Source organism: Enterococcus sp. AZ009, assembly GCF_050548785.1.
Classification (GTDB): domain Bacteria; phylum Bacillota; class Bacilli; order Lactobacillales; family Enterococcaceae; genus Enterococcus_D; species Enterococcus_D entomosocium.
In genome coordinates this window covers 1,848,016-1,862,544 of record NZ_CP172960.1, presented here as the reverse complement: position 1 = coordinate 1,862,544, position 14,529 = coordinate 1,848,016, and the positions used below count along the sequence as shown (strand labels likewise).

The 14,529-nt window shown below is 39.7% G+C and carries 17 protein-coding genes; 8 read left to right on the top strand and 9 right to left on the bottom strand.

Going from position 1 to position 14,529, the window contains the following annotated elements; translation table 11 throughout:
* The first annotated feature begins 63 nt into the window (after positions 1-63).
* The 5 genes from IGJ74_RS08845 to IGJ74_RS08825 all read left to right on the top strand — a co-directional run bounded on the left by IGJ74_RS08845 (position 64) and on the right by IGJ74_RS08825 (position 3,960).
* Complete coding sequence (locus IGJ74_RS08845; protein ID WP_086372882.1) at positions 64-420, top strand: helix-turn-helix domain-containing protein; 357 nt, start codon at positions 64-66, stop codon at positions 418-420.
* Between the two features lie 12 nt (positions 421-432).
* On the top strand, positions 433-1,188 hold the full coding sequence (locus IGJ74_RS08840; RefSeq protein WP_218193442.1) for an ImmA/IrrE family metallo-endopeptidase: 756 nt from the start codon (positions 433-435) through the stop codon (positions 1,186-1,188).
* 151 nt (positions 1,189-1,339) lie between these two features.
* Positions 1,340-1,684, top strand: a complete 345-nt coding sequence (locus tag IGJ74_RS08835) for a hypothetical protein (protein ID WP_218193443.1) — start codon at positions 1,340-1,342, stop codon at positions 1,682-1,684.
* Positions 1,674-2,570 carry an Ltp family lipoprotein gene (locus IGJ74_RS08830; protein WP_218193444.1) on the top strand — a complete coding sequence of 299 codons (897 nt, stop codon included), beginning with the start codon at positions 1,674-1,676 and terminating at the stop codon, positions 2,568-2,570. Before IGJ74_RS08835 ends, IGJ74_RS08830 begins: the two co-directional genes overlap by 11 nt.
* Positions 2,571-2,721: 151 nt before the next feature.
* Complete coding sequence (locus IGJ74_RS08825; protein ID WP_218193445.1) at positions 2,722-3,960, top strand: tyrosine-type recombinase/integrase; 1,239 nt, start codon at positions 2,722-2,724, stop codon at positions 3,958-3,960.
* A gap of 128 nt (positions 3,961-4,088) precedes the next feature.
* Here IGJ74_RS08825 and fabZ read toward each other — a convergent pair whose 3' ends face one another.
* A complete protein-coding gene (fabZ, locus tag IGJ74_RS08820) occupies positions 4,089-4,529 on the bottom strand; it encodes a 3-hydroxyacyl-ACP dehydratase FabZ (protein ID WP_005226178.1) in 441 nt (146 codons plus the stop codon).
* Positions 4,530-4,735: 206 nt separating this feature from the next.
* Between fabZ and fabI the strand changes: the two genes are divergently transcribed.
* Positions 4,736-5,491: an enoyl-ACP reductase FabI gene (gene fabI, locus IGJ74_RS08815; RefSeq protein ID WP_005236100.1), complete on the top strand. Its 756-nt coding sequence runs from the start codon at positions 4,736-4,738 to the stop codon at positions 5,489-5,491.
* A gap of 147 nt (positions 5,492-5,638) precedes the next feature.
* Positions 5,639-6,556 (top strand): mechanosensitive ion channel family protein, encoded by a 918-nt coding sequence (locus tag IGJ74_RS08810; RefSeq protein WP_005236101.1) that lies wholly within the window; start codon positions 5,639-5,641, stop codon positions 6,554-6,556.
* 34 nt (positions 6,557-6,590) lie between these two features.
* Here the strand turns inward: IGJ74_RS08810 and cbpB are convergent, their stop codons facing one another.
* From cbpB to IGJ74_RS08770, 8 genes are all read right to left on the bottom strand, one after another.
* The gene (cbpB, locus tag IGJ74_RS08805) at positions 6,591-7,094 is read right to left on the bottom strand and encodes a cyclic-di-AMP-binding protein CbpB (protein ID WP_005226181.1); all 504 of its coding nucleotides are present in this window, start codon (positions 7,092-7,094) and stop codon (positions 6,591-6,593) included.
* 109 nt (positions 7,095-7,203) lie between these two features.
* Positions 7,204-7,716, bottom strand: coding sequence for a metallophosphoesterase (locus IGJ74_RS08800; RefSeq protein ID WP_005236103.1), 513 nt, complete (start codon positions 7,714-7,716; stop codon positions 7,204-7,206).
* Positions 7,713-9,065, bottom strand: coding sequence for a ribonuclease PH (gene rph, locus IGJ74_RS08795; protein WP_087664159.1), 1,353 nt, complete (start codon positions 9,063-9,065; stop codon positions 7,713-7,715). Before rph ends, IGJ74_RS08800 begins: the two co-directional genes overlap by 4 nt.
* Positions 9,066-9,881 (bottom strand): glutamate racemase, encoded by an 816-nt coding sequence (gene racE / locus IGJ74_RS08790; RefSeq protein ID WP_008381904.1) that lies wholly within the window; start codon positions 9,879-9,881, stop codon positions 9,066-9,068.
* Between the two features lie 231 nt (positions 9,882-10,112).
* On the bottom strand, positions 10,113-10,769 hold the full coding sequence (locus tag IGJ74_RS08785; protein ID WP_005236107.1) for an amino acid ABC transporter permease: 657 nt from the start codon (positions 10,767-10,769) through the stop codon (positions 10,113-10,115).
* Positions 10,770-10,786: 17 nt separating this feature from the next.
* A complete protein-coding gene (locus IGJ74_RS08780) occupies positions 10,787-11,434 on the bottom strand; it encodes an amino acid ABC transporter permease (protein WP_005226186.1) in 648 nt (215 codons plus the stop codon).
* Positions 11,435-11,445: 11 nt separating this feature from the next.
* A complete protein-coding gene (locus IGJ74_RS08775; protein ID WP_008381907.1) occupies positions 11,446-12,255 on the bottom strand; it encodes a transporter substrate-binding domain-containing protein in 810 nt (269 codons plus the stop codon).
* An 18-nt stretch (positions 12,256-12,273) separates the two neighbouring features.
* Positions 12,274-13,011 (bottom strand): amino acid ABC transporter ATP-binding protein, encoded by a 738-nt coding sequence (locus IGJ74_RS08770; protein WP_008381909.1) that lies wholly within the window; start codon positions 13,009-13,011, stop codon positions 12,274-12,276.
* 266 nt (positions 13,012-13,277) lie between these two features.
* Between IGJ74_RS08770 and trpS the strand changes: the two genes are divergently transcribed.
* Positions 13,278-14,285: a tryptophan--tRNA ligase gene (trpS, locus tag IGJ74_RS08765; protein WP_005236112.1), complete on the top strand. Its 1,008-nt coding sequence runs from the start codon at positions 13,278-13,280 to the stop codon at positions 14,283-14,285.
* Positions 14,286-14,529: the final 244 nt, after the last annotated feature.

Sequence of the window (14,529 nt, the reverse complement as noted above, 5' to 3'; positions counted from 1 at the left end):
TTGTCAACACTTAAATATAAAAAGTTATACTATCTCAAGGCAATAACCGAGGTGTTAGTAAATATGACGCTTTTTGACCGAATAAAAGAGTTGGCGAAAAAAAGAGATAAGAGTTTAAAAGAGGTTGCTCTAGAAATTGGATTTAGCGAAAACTTGTTTTACCAGTGGAAAAAAACTGTCCCGACTGCTGATAAGTTGCAAAAGGTTGCAAAATATTTTGGTGTATCAACTGACTACTTATTAGGAGAAAATGATTCAAAAAAAGTGGAATTAGAGCCTGAAGAGGATGAACTTATTGTGATGTTTCGAAAAAATACTGCGGACATGGATTCAGAAGAAAAAAAGGAGTTCAATGAATCATTAGATAAGCTTATGTCCGTCGCAAGAGATCTATTTGAACGAGATAAAAAAAAGAAGTAAGGACTGCTGCCTATGTACAATCAGGAAACTTACGAATATAGAGAAATTGACCAACCAGATTACCAGTTATATTCTCAAAAGGCGTATGATTTACTCAATAGTATTTCAGATTGGGCACAGATGCCCCTTTCTGAAATTACTTATCTGACAATCATTGATTATTTTAGTGAAATATTTGATATAGAAATTGTCTATTTTGATAATAAACCCTGTTCCATCAATTCAAAACACAATTTCGTCCACCCTGAAGTAATTAAAGTCTCCAATGCTTTTAGTAAGAAAGTATCAGGCTTTACTGTCGCTAGCGCTTCGGAATCACGATTTAAATTATTTCTTCGCAAGTATAATAGCAAACAACGTATGATTTTTACTCTTTTACATGAACTAGTTCATATATACTTTCATTGCTCAGATAGAGATTATATGCAGATCTTTGCCTCTGTGGATGTAGACGGATTTTATCCAGATGAAATACTCCCCTTTGAAGATGAAGCAAACGTAATTGCATCGATTCTTTATCTAAACAATGAAAAATTGATTGAGTATCTAGATGAAGGGTTATCATTTGATCGAATATTAGTTAAACACTGTATTAGTCGTAAAGCTCTACATAACAGGATAAATAATTACCTAATATATGACGTTGGTTTAAATCCAAAAGTAGCATTCTTCAACTATTTAATGCCGTATAAAGATGAAGTATATGGTAATGACGGCATAACTCACTTGCAGTCACTAATGGCTATGAGTAAAAACAGCTATCGATAAACGTAAAAATCCCCCCACAGAAGCTGCACACTTCTAGGAGGAAATTTTTTTAACCTTACAAATATTATTTTATCAGAAAGGAAGATATTTTGTAACATAATTAAAGAAATAAGAAAAATTTAAGCGTTTAAAAATTTTAATGGAGGGTTTTATGAAAAAGATTGAATTAGGTTTTGAGTCATTGAAAGGAATTTTTTTATTCGTAGCAGCTTATCAGGTTTACCAGACTTTCAATCAGGCAACTATTTGGCTAACTAACGGAGGGTATCGTATCGCTCAAATAGAGTCAAAAGGTGGAGCTACATTGGAAGAAGCATATTATCAAAATTTAGACACTATCTATGCTGGATTCGGACAATTCGCAAAAGCGCTAGGTCTAGCAATAACTTTATATTTTTGCTATTTAGGTATCATCGCTTTTTTCAATGTGATTAAAATTTATAACGGTAATACGAAAGACAAAATAAAGAATATTGGAGGCTCTAATGAAGATTAAATCATTTATTATACTAACAATTGCTACCACAATCCTCACTGGCTGCTCTTCACCTCAAGAGGTAGAATCTGATAGCGTTTCTCAATCAGTCCCTACCACGGAAAGTTCAAGAGAAGAGCTTTCTGATGATGAATTGAAGGAAATGTTTGACTCATTATCTGAGGCATATACGGAATTAGGAAAATCAGCACTTTCGAATCAAACAAATGATGTTATCACCCAGTATGCAGAAATTGTTTTTTTAGTGAGTAGAACTGTAGAAAATAAGTTAGCTGAAGAAAATAATGATACAGCTGAATATTTGCTTATGTACGCTAACAGGAACACTGATTATGGAAATGCCGTTTTGGCTGGAGATTCAGAAAAACAAGCGGAATTGATCAATCAAATAAGTCGAATTATCAATACCCTCTCTACGAATTACTTTGATGGCTACATGCCCGACTCGATAACTTCCTTAATTGCTGAAGTAGAAGAAATGCGAGAACGTGAAGAACGAGAGGCTGAAGAAAAGAAGAAAGCCGAGGAAGAAGAAAAGAAAAGAGCTGAAGAAGCAGAAAAAGCTAAAGCAAAAGAGGAACAAGAAACTGAATCAATTTCCTCAGAACAATCTCGTGCACAATCAATGGCTCAAAGATACCTTGGAACGATGTCTTTTTCTAAGTCGGGCTTAAAGGATCAATTGGTGTTTGAAGGATTCAATGATTCTGATGCACAATGGGCAGTGGACAACATTGATGTTGATTGGAATGAGCAAGCTGTGAAAAAGGCTGAAGATTATGCTCGTTTAATGGATATGTCTAATCAAGGGATTTATGATCAATTAATATTTGAAGGATTTTCCCCTGAACAAGCTCAACATGGAATAGATAATTTGAAAGATTAGCCTTAGGGCTTTTCTTCTTAACTCTGGAAGAACATACATTCGAACAATATTTAATCACTATTAGAAAAAATAACGGTTTAGTACTTTTAAAAAATTGCAAAAGATTGGCCTATCTTAATAAAAAACTTTGTACGAAAGGATTTGATTTCTCATGGTCAAAAATAAAACTACATCTGGTGATGGGATTTACCCTTATTACTTAAAAAATGGAAAATTAAGATACGAAGCATATGCTTTTAATGGAGTTGATAAAGGCACAGGAAAACAATCAAAAAAGCACAAAAAAGGATTCCATACTTATGCAGATGCAAAAAAATGGAAAAAAGTTACTGAAGGTGAATTTGCGGATGAGGAATACATTCATCACAACCCGAGCAGAGTAAAAATCAAAGATTACCTAAATGAATGGCTAAATGTCTATAAACCTAACTTGAAATTAGGTGCTAAAATCAATTATCGGCAAACTATCGACTTTTATGTAATACCTTATATTGGAAATTATGTTTTGAGCGAATACAATACCCGCACCCATCAAAAGTATATAAATTCGCTAATGTGCGATAAGAATATAGGGAAAGACAATAATGGCTTATCATTAGGTTCAGTCAAAAAAGTACATGACTTAATTTCTAGTGCTTTTAACCAGGCTGTAGCGTTGGGTATTTTGAAAAATAATCCAGCAAAAGGTGTTTCGTTCCCAAAAAAGAAACAAGATGACACCCTGCATTATTTCACCTACCAGGAAACAGAAATATTTTTGGAAGAAGCACGGAATCAGAAAGATCCTGCTTGGTATCCCATTTTTCTAACTATATTCGATCAAGGTTTAAGAAAAGGCGAAACGTTAGGCTTGGAATGGAAAGATATCGATTTTAACAAAAACATTATGCATATACGACGTACTCGAGTTTTTGCAGCCGAAAACAAAAAGAAATGGACCTACGTAGTGGATGATCCCAAAACAATTTCTAGCATACGTGATCTTCCTATGACTAATAGAATGAAGCAAGCTCTCCTCTCCTATCGAAACTATGTAATAGGAATCTTTGGTCACTTGCCTTATACCGGTGAAAACCAGTTCATATTTATCAAAACCGCTTATAACAATGAAATTGGCACCCCATTTCGTGGGCAAGCGATTAATCCAGCAATGAACCGAATAATTGAATCGCAAAGTCTACCTAAAATCAAAGTACATGACGGTCGACATACCTATGCTGTGAGGCTCAGAGAAGCTGGTGTTAGCCTTGATGATATAGGAGAGCTTCTAGGTCACACAGACGCCAAAACTACCCGCATATACGCTCATATAACCCCAGAAATAAAAGAGCGTGCTGTAGATAAGCTCGAAACATATCTAATATCTAAACAAAACGCTTCAGTTCACTAACCCCTACCAATCACCAAAACAATCACCATCTTCTGTTACGTTTATCGTTGTTTCAATCACCAAATAGCCAAGAATACTATTTTATAAGCATTCTTGGCTACCAATAAACAAAAAAATTAAATCGGTTTTTACTTTTGGTCGCCTACGATAAAGGTAAATTCGCACTCAGCAGCTTTTTTGCCATCCACTGTCGCTACCGCATCAGCAGTTCCAACGGAGCCTTTGATTTTGGTGATCTCAAAAACAAGTTTCATAGTATCTCCCGGAACAACTTTTTGACGGAATTTGGCTTTGTTGATGCCGCCGATATACGCCGTTCTACCTTGGAATTCCTCGGATTTCAAGATCAGGATCGATCCTGCTTGTGCCAATGTTTCTAAAATCAAGGCACCCGGCATTACTGGATTTCCCGGAAAATGACCTTGGAAAAAGTCTTCGTTGATGGTAACATTTTTCGTTGCGATAATCTTTTTGCCAGACTCGATTTCATCGACATAATCAATATATATAATTGGGTAGCGATTTGGAATCAAATCCATGACTTCTGTTTCAGTCAATAGTTTTTTCATGGTTTCCCTTCCTTGCTTAAGAATTTATTATAGTTTGATTATCAAAGTATCATAGTTCAGCGGAATTCGCAACTAAATATTTATTAAGAAAAAAATAGTTTGACAATCAAACAATTATGCTTAATAATTAGAAATCAAGATAGTTTGATTTACTATTTGTCATTATACGTATTTTATTATTGTTGAATTTATTAAGGAGTGGAATTATGAGTTTTTTAACCGGTAAAAAAGTTGTCGTCATGGGCGTTGCCAACAAACGCAGTATCGCTTGGGGCTGTGCACAAGCATTAAAAGCACAAGGAGCCGAAGTGATCTACACGTATCAAAACGACCGCATGAAGAAGCCTTTAGAGCGCTTATTGGAATCTGATGAATTTGTAGTGGAGTGTGACGTCGCTAATGACGAAAGCATTGCTGCCGCCTTTGATACAATCAAAGAATATGCTGGAGAGATCCATGGTGTCGTCCATGCCGTCGCTTATGCTAATAAAGAAGATCTTTCTGGCGACATTTTGAATATTTCTCGTGACGGTTATGCTTTGGCGCAAGACATCAGCAGTTATTCATTGATTGCCGTCACTAAATATGCCAAACCAATCTTAGCTGAAAATGCTGGAATCGTTACCCTTTCCTACTTAGGTGCCGAACGGGCAGTACCAAACTACAACATGATGGGTATTGCGAAAGCTGCTTTGGAATCAAGTGTTCGCTATTTAGCTGCCGAACTTTCACCGCAAAAGATCCGTGTCAATGCGATTTCAGCTGGCGCCATCAAGACGCTGGCAGTAACTGGTGTAAAAGACTATCAAAAACTGATCCAATTGTCAGAGGATCGAACACCAGATCATATTGGTGTAACGATCGAAGAAGTCGGCAATGCTTGTGCCTTCTTGATCAGTCCTTTATCAAGCGGGATTATCGGCGAAGTGATTTTTGTTGATAAAGGCGTTCATTTATCTTAATCAATGATAGTCATAGAAAAGTCTGCTATTTGCCTACCCGTTGGCTGAGCAGGCTTTTTCTGAAAAAAACAGGTATTTCAGAAAACCTCCTTTGCATTTCTATTTTATCTTCGTTAAAATAGATGCAGTAAGACTTGGAGGGATTTTATGAAACAACTGCTACTCGCAGCTAGCACGACCGATTCAAGTGGTTCCAGCATTACTGAACCAGCAGCTGCTCAGCTCAATGCATTGCAAAAATGGTGGGCGTCCATCGACTGGGAATCGATCATTGGCCTACTGATTCAAAAAGCATTGATGTTGCTTTTTTTATGTATCCTATTCGGTATTTTATTGAAAATAAGCAATATGATCATCGATCGGATCTATCGTTCCTATGAAAAAAAAGCCAGTTTCAATGTGAGTCGAATCAACACGATCCATACCCTGATCCGCAATACGGTTCATTACACATTAGGCTTCTTTTTTGTCTATGCACTCCTTTCAACCATCGGCGTACCTGTAGGCTCTCTATTAGCAGGTGCCGGAGTCGTCGGTGTCGCACTTGGTTTAGGCGCCCAAGGTTTTATGAACGACTTGATTACTGGCTTCTTTATTATTACCGAGCAACAAATCAATGTTGGTGATTACGTCCGCTTGACCAATCTGACGCTTGAAGGTACGGTGACGGCAGTCGGTATTCGGACTGTTCAATTAAAATCCGTTGATGGAACCGTTCATTATATCCCAAATCGTAACATCACGACCATCAGTAATACATCAAGAGCCAATATGCAAGTCGTGGTCGACGTACGTATCTTACCATCTGAAGGCTTAGATGAAATACGTGCCATCATTGAAGAAGTCAATGAACAGATTGCTCAGCAGCATGAAGAAGAGATTCAAACGGCCCCTACGGTCTTCGGTTTAGTGGATCTGGGGAACAACAACTTTGCAATTCGTACGACCATGTATGTGACCAACGGTACGCAATGGAAAATCAAAGAGGAATTTTTGGCCGCATCGATCGATGCTTTAACTGCCAAAGGCTATACGATCCCCAATGCGCCGATCGTCGGTATTTAAAAAAGGTTATCCCGAAGCTGGGATAACCTTTTTTCTATACCACATGCAGTTCATCTGTCATCTTTGGGGCATCCTCTTTAGAAATCAGCAAATAGCGTCTTTCAATTTCGTGCGCCAAATGATTGACGGATTTTAAAATCTCTTTGCGGGTGATAATCCCAACAAAGACATTGTCATCATCAACGATCGGCAAGAATGCTTGATCTACTAACAAATGCAGCATACTTTCCAACTCATCGTTTTCTTTGATGCAATTCACATTGACTTCCATGACATCTGCCACAGTCAGCCCTTCAATATTTTCCATACTGAAGCCAGTGAGATCCATCATGCGTTCTACGATGTTTGAGAGGCTGATTAAGCCGACTAAATGGTCCTCACTATCTAGTACAGGGATCTTTGAATAGCCCACTTTTGATAAAACAAGCAATGCGTGACTCAAAGGGTGGTTATAAAATACCGATGCCACATTTTCTGCCGGCACCAAGAAATTTTCTTGGTTCTCGAGTAATATTTTTTCTACGGTCTGTCCTATCAATCTAATTGCCTCCATTTCACAGCTACTCTTCTATTTTACTTGAAAATGAGAATAGAAAGTTGAAACCTGCAAAATTATAATGAAATTTTTACTTTTTGATTCCGCTTACTTAGCGTGTGAAAACAAAAGCTAGCTCAGGGACTTTATGAAAGGAACGATCATAGTATTGGATTGCCCATTGTTCTGGCGTACTTTCAATAATCGCAAAGCTTTTGATTTGAATTTGCCCTCGCGGTTGGGAAATACTGCCGGGATTCAAGAAAAGCCGATTCCCAACTTTCTCACAAGCAATTTGATGCGTGTGACCAAACAGTGCGATCGAGGCATCGGCTTGTTGCGCTTGCAGCCCTAATTTCGTTACACCAAAACGGACATCTGCTAAGTGGCCATGAGTCATATAGATGGTGTCCAGCGGCGTTTTGATGATACGCTCATTGGGAAAACCACCGCCATAATCGCAATTGCCGCAAACGACTTGAAAAGTATCCCACAAAGGGTCTGTGTCAGGTAGTTCGGAGTCCCCACAGTGCAGGAATAAATCGACTTGATTTTCGAATTCATTTTTAAGATCAACAAGAATCTCACGATCTGAATGATTGTCACTGACAACTAAATATTTCATGCATTTTCTCCTTCTAACCACTCCTGCCACTGTTCCTGCAGCTTTTTGATTGCTAGACCACGGTGGCTGACTCGGTTCTTTTCTTCTTGACTCATTTGGGCTGCGCTTTGCTCTGAACCATCAGGAATAAACAATGGATCGTAACCGAACCCATTTTCTCCACGAGGGATACGGCCGATTCTTCCCGGCCATTGAGCTTCAACCACCAAACTATCTTTTCCTGGCGCTGCGAAAACTAACGTACAGTGAAATTGAGCACTGCGCTTGTCATCTTCGACATCCGTCAATTCGTAAAGTAATTTTGCATTATTAGCAGCGTCACTTTTTTGCTCACCAGCAAATCGAGCAGAGTACACCCCTGGTCGCCCCCCTAATGCATCGACTTTCAGTCCTGAGTCATCAGCTAACACCGGTCTTCCCAAAATTCTGGCGATGGTTTCCGCTTTAAGGCGGGCATTTTCTTCAAAGGTGGTGCCGGTTTCTTCAACATCCGGCAAGGAAGGATAGTCTTTTAAGGTGCGGACATCGTAACCTGCTGCGCCAAATACGGCTTTAAACTCCTTGGCTTTTCCTGGATTGCCTGTAGCAATGACAATCGTTTTTTCGGGAATCTCATAAGGGGGTTCATCTGGTAAAAACAGTGCCTCTTTTTGATAGGCAATCAATTCTTCGATAGCTGTTTTTCCGTAGATCAGCATCTCATTCAACTGCTGGCCATCAAAGGTTGCTTCTTCCCCAGTTCCTTGCAATTCGACAAATCGACCAGATTCCGTCATCACCAAATTCATGTCAACAGCAGCTGAAGAATCTTCTTGATAATCGAGATCAGTCACACAGGTACCATCTGGTAAGATCCCGACACTAATTGCTGCCAAATGCTCCTTGATTGGATCTTCCGTCAATGCTTTGTCACGCAACAAGGTATCGATAGCTAAACGCAACGCGACAAAAGCGCCGGTAATACTGGCTGTTCTGGTACCGCCATCCGCTTGGACGACATCACAATCGACGACGATACTACGTTCCCCTAATTTTTCTAAATCGACTACGGCTCGTAAGGAACGAGCGATCAGCCGTTGGATCTCCATCGTACGACCAGAAAGCTTGCCTTTGGCACTTTCTCGACGATTACGAGTGTTGGTCGCTCGTGGGAGCATACTGTATTCGGCTGTGACCCAGCCTTTTCCCGTATCTCGTAAAAACGGAGGGACCCGATCTTCAATCGTTGCCGAACAAATCACGGTTGTGTCACCAAAAGAGATCACAACCGATCCTTCGGGGTGTTTGTAGACGTTGGTTTGAATGTTGACTGGTCTTAACATTGTTTCTTTTCTGCCATCATGTCGCATTTAAAAGCCTCCTAAATCAGTGTGAATCGATGAGATCGTGTCTAAATCAAGCCAATCATTGGCAATCTCATCAAATATTTTCGGTGAACCAGTAGTAAAAAATGCATGTTGCGGATGCGGATCGTCCTGACTCGTTGCTGCAATGGAAAAATAGTCCAACAAGGTACTGACTTCCCCCACCGTTTCTGCCCCTGAATCAATCAGCTGGATATGGGCGCCTAATTCATTTTGGATCAAAGGGCGCAATAGAGGATAATGAGTACAGCCCAGAATCACTGTATCTAACCGCTTGTTTTTCAATGGACGCAACGTTTCTGCCACGATTTTCTTGGCGACCGAGCTATGGTATTGTTTGCTTTCTACGATCGGCACAAACTTTGGGCAAGCCAAACTGACGACTGACGCATGGGGCGCTTTGCCATGAAGAGCGCGCTTGTAAGAGTCGCTTTTGATCGTTCCATTTGTTCCGATGACACCGATTCGCTGGTTTTTGCTTGCTTTGACTGCTGCTCGACTACCGGGCAGGATCACGCCAATCACCGGGATCGCTAGTTTTTCTTTGATTTCTTCAAGGGCGACCGCTGTCGCTGTATTACAAGCGATCACCAACATTTTAATGTTTTTTTCTAATAAAAAACGGGTCATTTGCCACGTATACGCGATAACTTGCTCAGCAGGTCTCGGACCATACGGGCATCTGGCTGTATCTCCCAGATAAAGAATCGATTCGTTGGGTAATTGCTTGATTGCTTCTTTGACGACCGTCAACCCACCAACACCAGAATCGATAAAACCAATTGGTCTGTTGTTTGTCATAGTTTCCATCCTTTACATGAAAAAAAGAGTTTGGTGCGTTTTTCTCTCTTATTCATTTTGGACTTTTTTTGTCTATTTTTCAAGTATTCCTTTCGTTTGCTAAAAAAGCTTTCCCAAAAAACACGAAACGGTCAAAAAGAAAAAAAGCCCCAACGATTGGCTCACAACCCACAAGTTGCACTTGCATGGGTAAAAGACCGATCGTGGGGATGATTTTGTCGATTATTCTTTTTAGTAATCGTACTGACGTTTTTCCAAAAAGCCAGAAAGCAATGATAATGCATAACAAACCAAAAAGTATAAAACAGTCATTGCCAAAAACATAGGCAAAACATAGTTTGTATTTTGACCATAAATGATTCGAGCATGATGAGTCAGCTCTGGTAAAGAAATAATCACGGCTAATGACGTATCTTTGATCAAAGAGATCAACTGACTGACGATCGCTGGCAACATCGCTTTAAATGCCTGTGGCACGACGATACTCCGCAATACTTCGACATAGCTTAGCCCTGTTGACAAACCAGCTTCCATCTGCCCTTTTGGCACAGCATTCAAACCAGCACGAAAGATTTCAGAGAGCATCGCTGATTCAAAAATCGTCAACGCCACAACCGCTGACCAAAAAATATTAAAGCGGATACCGATCTGCGGCAATGCAAAGTAAGTGAAAAAGATGATCAAGAGCAAAGGCAAGTTACGAATAACATCGATCACGACACCTAATACTTTCGAAAAGACCGGGATCGAGCTGAAGCGCAAAATGCCGGCGATCCCTCCGATAATAAAGCTAAATAAAATCGATAGGATCGACACTTCAACTGTTACCCGCAAGCCATCGATCAAGAAGCGAATGTTAATCGCTGAAAAAGCTTCAAAAAAATCCATAGTTCGTTAGCTCCTTTCTATGAGCGGACAGCCCAACGCCGTTCCAAGTAAACCATCAAATAAGACAATGGTAGGGTAATGATCAAATAGAAAAGACCAACAATGATATACGTATCGAATGTATTGAAGGTCTCACTTGCGATCAAATCCCCTTGATACATAATATCTAATCCTGCGACCATCGCCAAAATTGATGAGTTTTTAACAAGATTGATAAATTGATTGCCTAACGGCGGTACGACGATCTTAAAAGCCTGAGGCAAAATAATGTAACGCATCGCTTGGCTGTACGTAAAACCAGAAGACAAGGAAGCTTCCATCTGGCCTTTAGGAACCGTTTGAATCCCTGACCGGATCGTCTCAGCGATAAATGCCGATGTATAGATCGTTAAGCCAATCGTTCCCGCTTGAAAACCGTCAAAAGAAACCCAATACATTGGCACAACGACATAAAAGAACATCACGATGATCAATAAGGGAATATTTCTAAAAAACTCAACATACGCTTTGGCAATCCCTTTGATGAGGCGATTGTCTGACAACTGAAAAATTGCCATTAAGGTTCCGATCAAAAGACTAAAAAACAGTGCGATCAAACTCGCCATGACTGTGTATTTAAAGCCTTCAATAAACTGACCGGTATACGTTTGAAATAATTCAACCATTCGGTTTCCTCCTACTCTACTTTTCCTGATTCGTCTTCAGGGAACCACTTGTTGTATATCTCATCATAGGTTCCATCTTCACGCATTTCCCGCAAGGCTTGATTCACTGCATCAAGAAACGGCTTTTGTCCTTTATTGATGGCAATCCCATAAGGTTCTTCTGTAAAAGTTTCGCCAACTAAATGGTAATTGGGATTTTCACTCGCCATCCCTAATAAGATCGCATTATCCGTGGTCATAGCATCCCCTTGACCAGATTGTAAAGCAGTAAAGGCTTCCGCATAATTCTCAAGTTCTAAAATTTGCGCTTCTGGTGCTGCTTCACGGATGTTCACAGCTGAGGTAGAGCCTTTCACGACCAATACAGTGGTGTCTGCGGTCAAATCTTCGATCCCTTGAATAGGACTGTCTTTGGCAACTAATAAAGATTGACCTGCATCAAAGTAGACATCGGAAAAATCGACCTGTTTTTTACGTTCTTCCGTGATAGTCATCGTGGCGATGATTGCATCGATGTTGCCGTTTTTCAAAAGAGGAATCCGGGTTTTTGAGGTAACTTCAACAAAGATGGCATTGCCATCACGACCTAAAATTTTCTCAGTGATTGCACGAGCGATATCAATATCGAATCCCCGTACTTCTCTAGTCGCGATATCCATCAATCCAAAAAGACGGGTATCGTTTTTTACGCCCCAAACGATCTGATTCGTCTCTTTGCTGTTTTCTAAAATATCGATATCTGCGGCACTTTGTCCTTTACAACCTGAGAAAGTCACAAGGGCAAAGGCTAAGACTAGAAAGGAAAATATTTTCTTTCTCATAAGGGTTCCTCCTATTGCTTAATGATTTGTGACTTTACTCAAGAATTGTTTTGCACGTTCGTCTCTTGGTGCATCAAAGAATCCATCGACATCGCGCCGGTCTTCTAAGACTTGTCCTTCCGCCATAAAGACGATTCGATCTGCTACTTCACGGGCAAAGCTCATTTCATGGGTAACAACGATCATGGACATACCTTCACTGGCAATTTTTTTCATGACATCCAATACATCACCAATCATTTCTGGATCCAATGCTGACGTTGGCTCATCAAAAAGCAGCATCTCTGGTTTCATCGCAAGCCCTCTGGCAATTGCGACCCGCTGCTGTTGTCCGCCGGATAACATGGAAGGATAGGAATCTTTTTTATCTAACATCCCTACCCGATCAAGAAGTTTTTCCGCCAAATTGATGGCTTCTTGCTCATTTTGTTTTAATACTTTAATCGGTGCCAACGTAATATTTTCTAACACGGTTTTATTTGGATACAAGTTGAAATGTTGAAACACCATGCCGATGTTTTTTCTAATTTCTGTCATTTTGACATCTTTGTCAAACAAGTTCTTACCATTGACCAATAATTGACCACCTGAAATGGTTTCTAGACCATTAATCGTACGGAGCATTGTACTTTTACCAGATCCTGAAGGCCCGATAACAACAACGACCTCACCTTTTTCAAATTCAAGGTTGATGTTTTTTAATGCATGGAACTTTCCGTAATATTTCTCTACGTTCTTAAATTCGATCATTGCCATTGATTCACACTCCTAGCTTTTTTTAAAATTAAATGAGTAATTGGAAAGATTTGATTCATATTATAGCTCAATCTTTTTTCATTTGTAAAGGTTCTTTTCCAATGTTCCCCCTTATTTCTGAAAAGACAAGTGCTATTTTACTTTGATGTGAGGTTTTTGTCCATGAAAATTTTTCTCACCCCATCAGATCACAAGGAGAACCGGTTGTTTCTTTTGCTAAAAAAAGGTAAGATAAACCATATAACAAAGGAAAAGGTGGAAAAAAAGTGAATACGATTTTAACTGGCGACCGCCCAACTGGCAAATTGCATCTTGGCCATTATGTGGGGTCTTTAAAAAAACGGGTCGAAATGCAAGCTGACCCTGAAAATCAGCTTTATATCATGGTCGCTGACATGCAGGCACTAACAGATAATGCGAAAACACCTGAGAAGGTCTCAGCGAATATTTTAGAAGTTGCTTTGGATTATTTAGCCGTTGGATTGGATCCAGCAAAAACAACGATGTTTATTCAATCGCAAATCCCTCAGCTCTCTGAATTGACGATGTATTATCTCAATCTAGTCAGTGTTGCTCGAGTACGACGCAATCCAACCGTTAAAGCCGAAATTGAACAAAAAAAATTTGGTGAAGGCGTTCCTTCTGGTTTCTTCATCTATCCTGTCTCTCAAGCAGCGGATATCACCGCTTTTAAAGCAAATTTAGTTCCAGTCGGCGAAGATCAAAAACCAATGCTGGAACAAACGCAAGAAATCGTGCATAGTTTTAATTCTACGTATAGTGAAGTATTAGTCGAACCAAAAGCGGTTTTACCGCCAAAAGGCATGGGACGTTTAGCGGGGATCGATGGGAACGGGAAAATGAGCAAATCATTGAACAACGGCATTTACTTAGCTGATCCAGCCGATGTATTACAAAAGAAAGTGATGAGCATGTACACGGATCCAAATCACATTCATGTCAACGACCCCGGACAAGTTGAAGGCAATATGGTCTTCACTTATCTTGATGTATTTGGTACCGAAAAAGAAAAAATTGCTGAATTAAAAGAACATTACACCCGTGGTGGATTAGGCGATGTCAAAATCAAACGCTATTTGATCGATGTTCTAGAAGCCGAATTTGCACCGATTCGTGAACGCCGTGAAGCTTTTGCCAAAGATCCCGGTGAAGTGATGAACTTACTAAAACTTGGTAGTGAAAAAGCTGAACAAGTTGCCGCTCAGACGTTAGCTGAAGTCAAAAATGCAATGGGCATCAATTACTTTGCTTAAAAAAACAAGCCTTTACGGCTTGTTTTTTTGTTTACAAATCGGAATGAATTCTTTCATGCAAAACCTATGTACAAACTCTGTGTTAGATTTCACGAGAACACTTCCTCCCCAGACTGACACTTTGTGTATTTTGATTTGATGCTGTTTCTTGCGCAAAAATCGAGGAGCTGTCCTAAAAAATAACTTCATAAAACGCTGATTAGAAAATGCATTTTTTCAGCCTAGCCAGTGTTTAAAAAAGGTT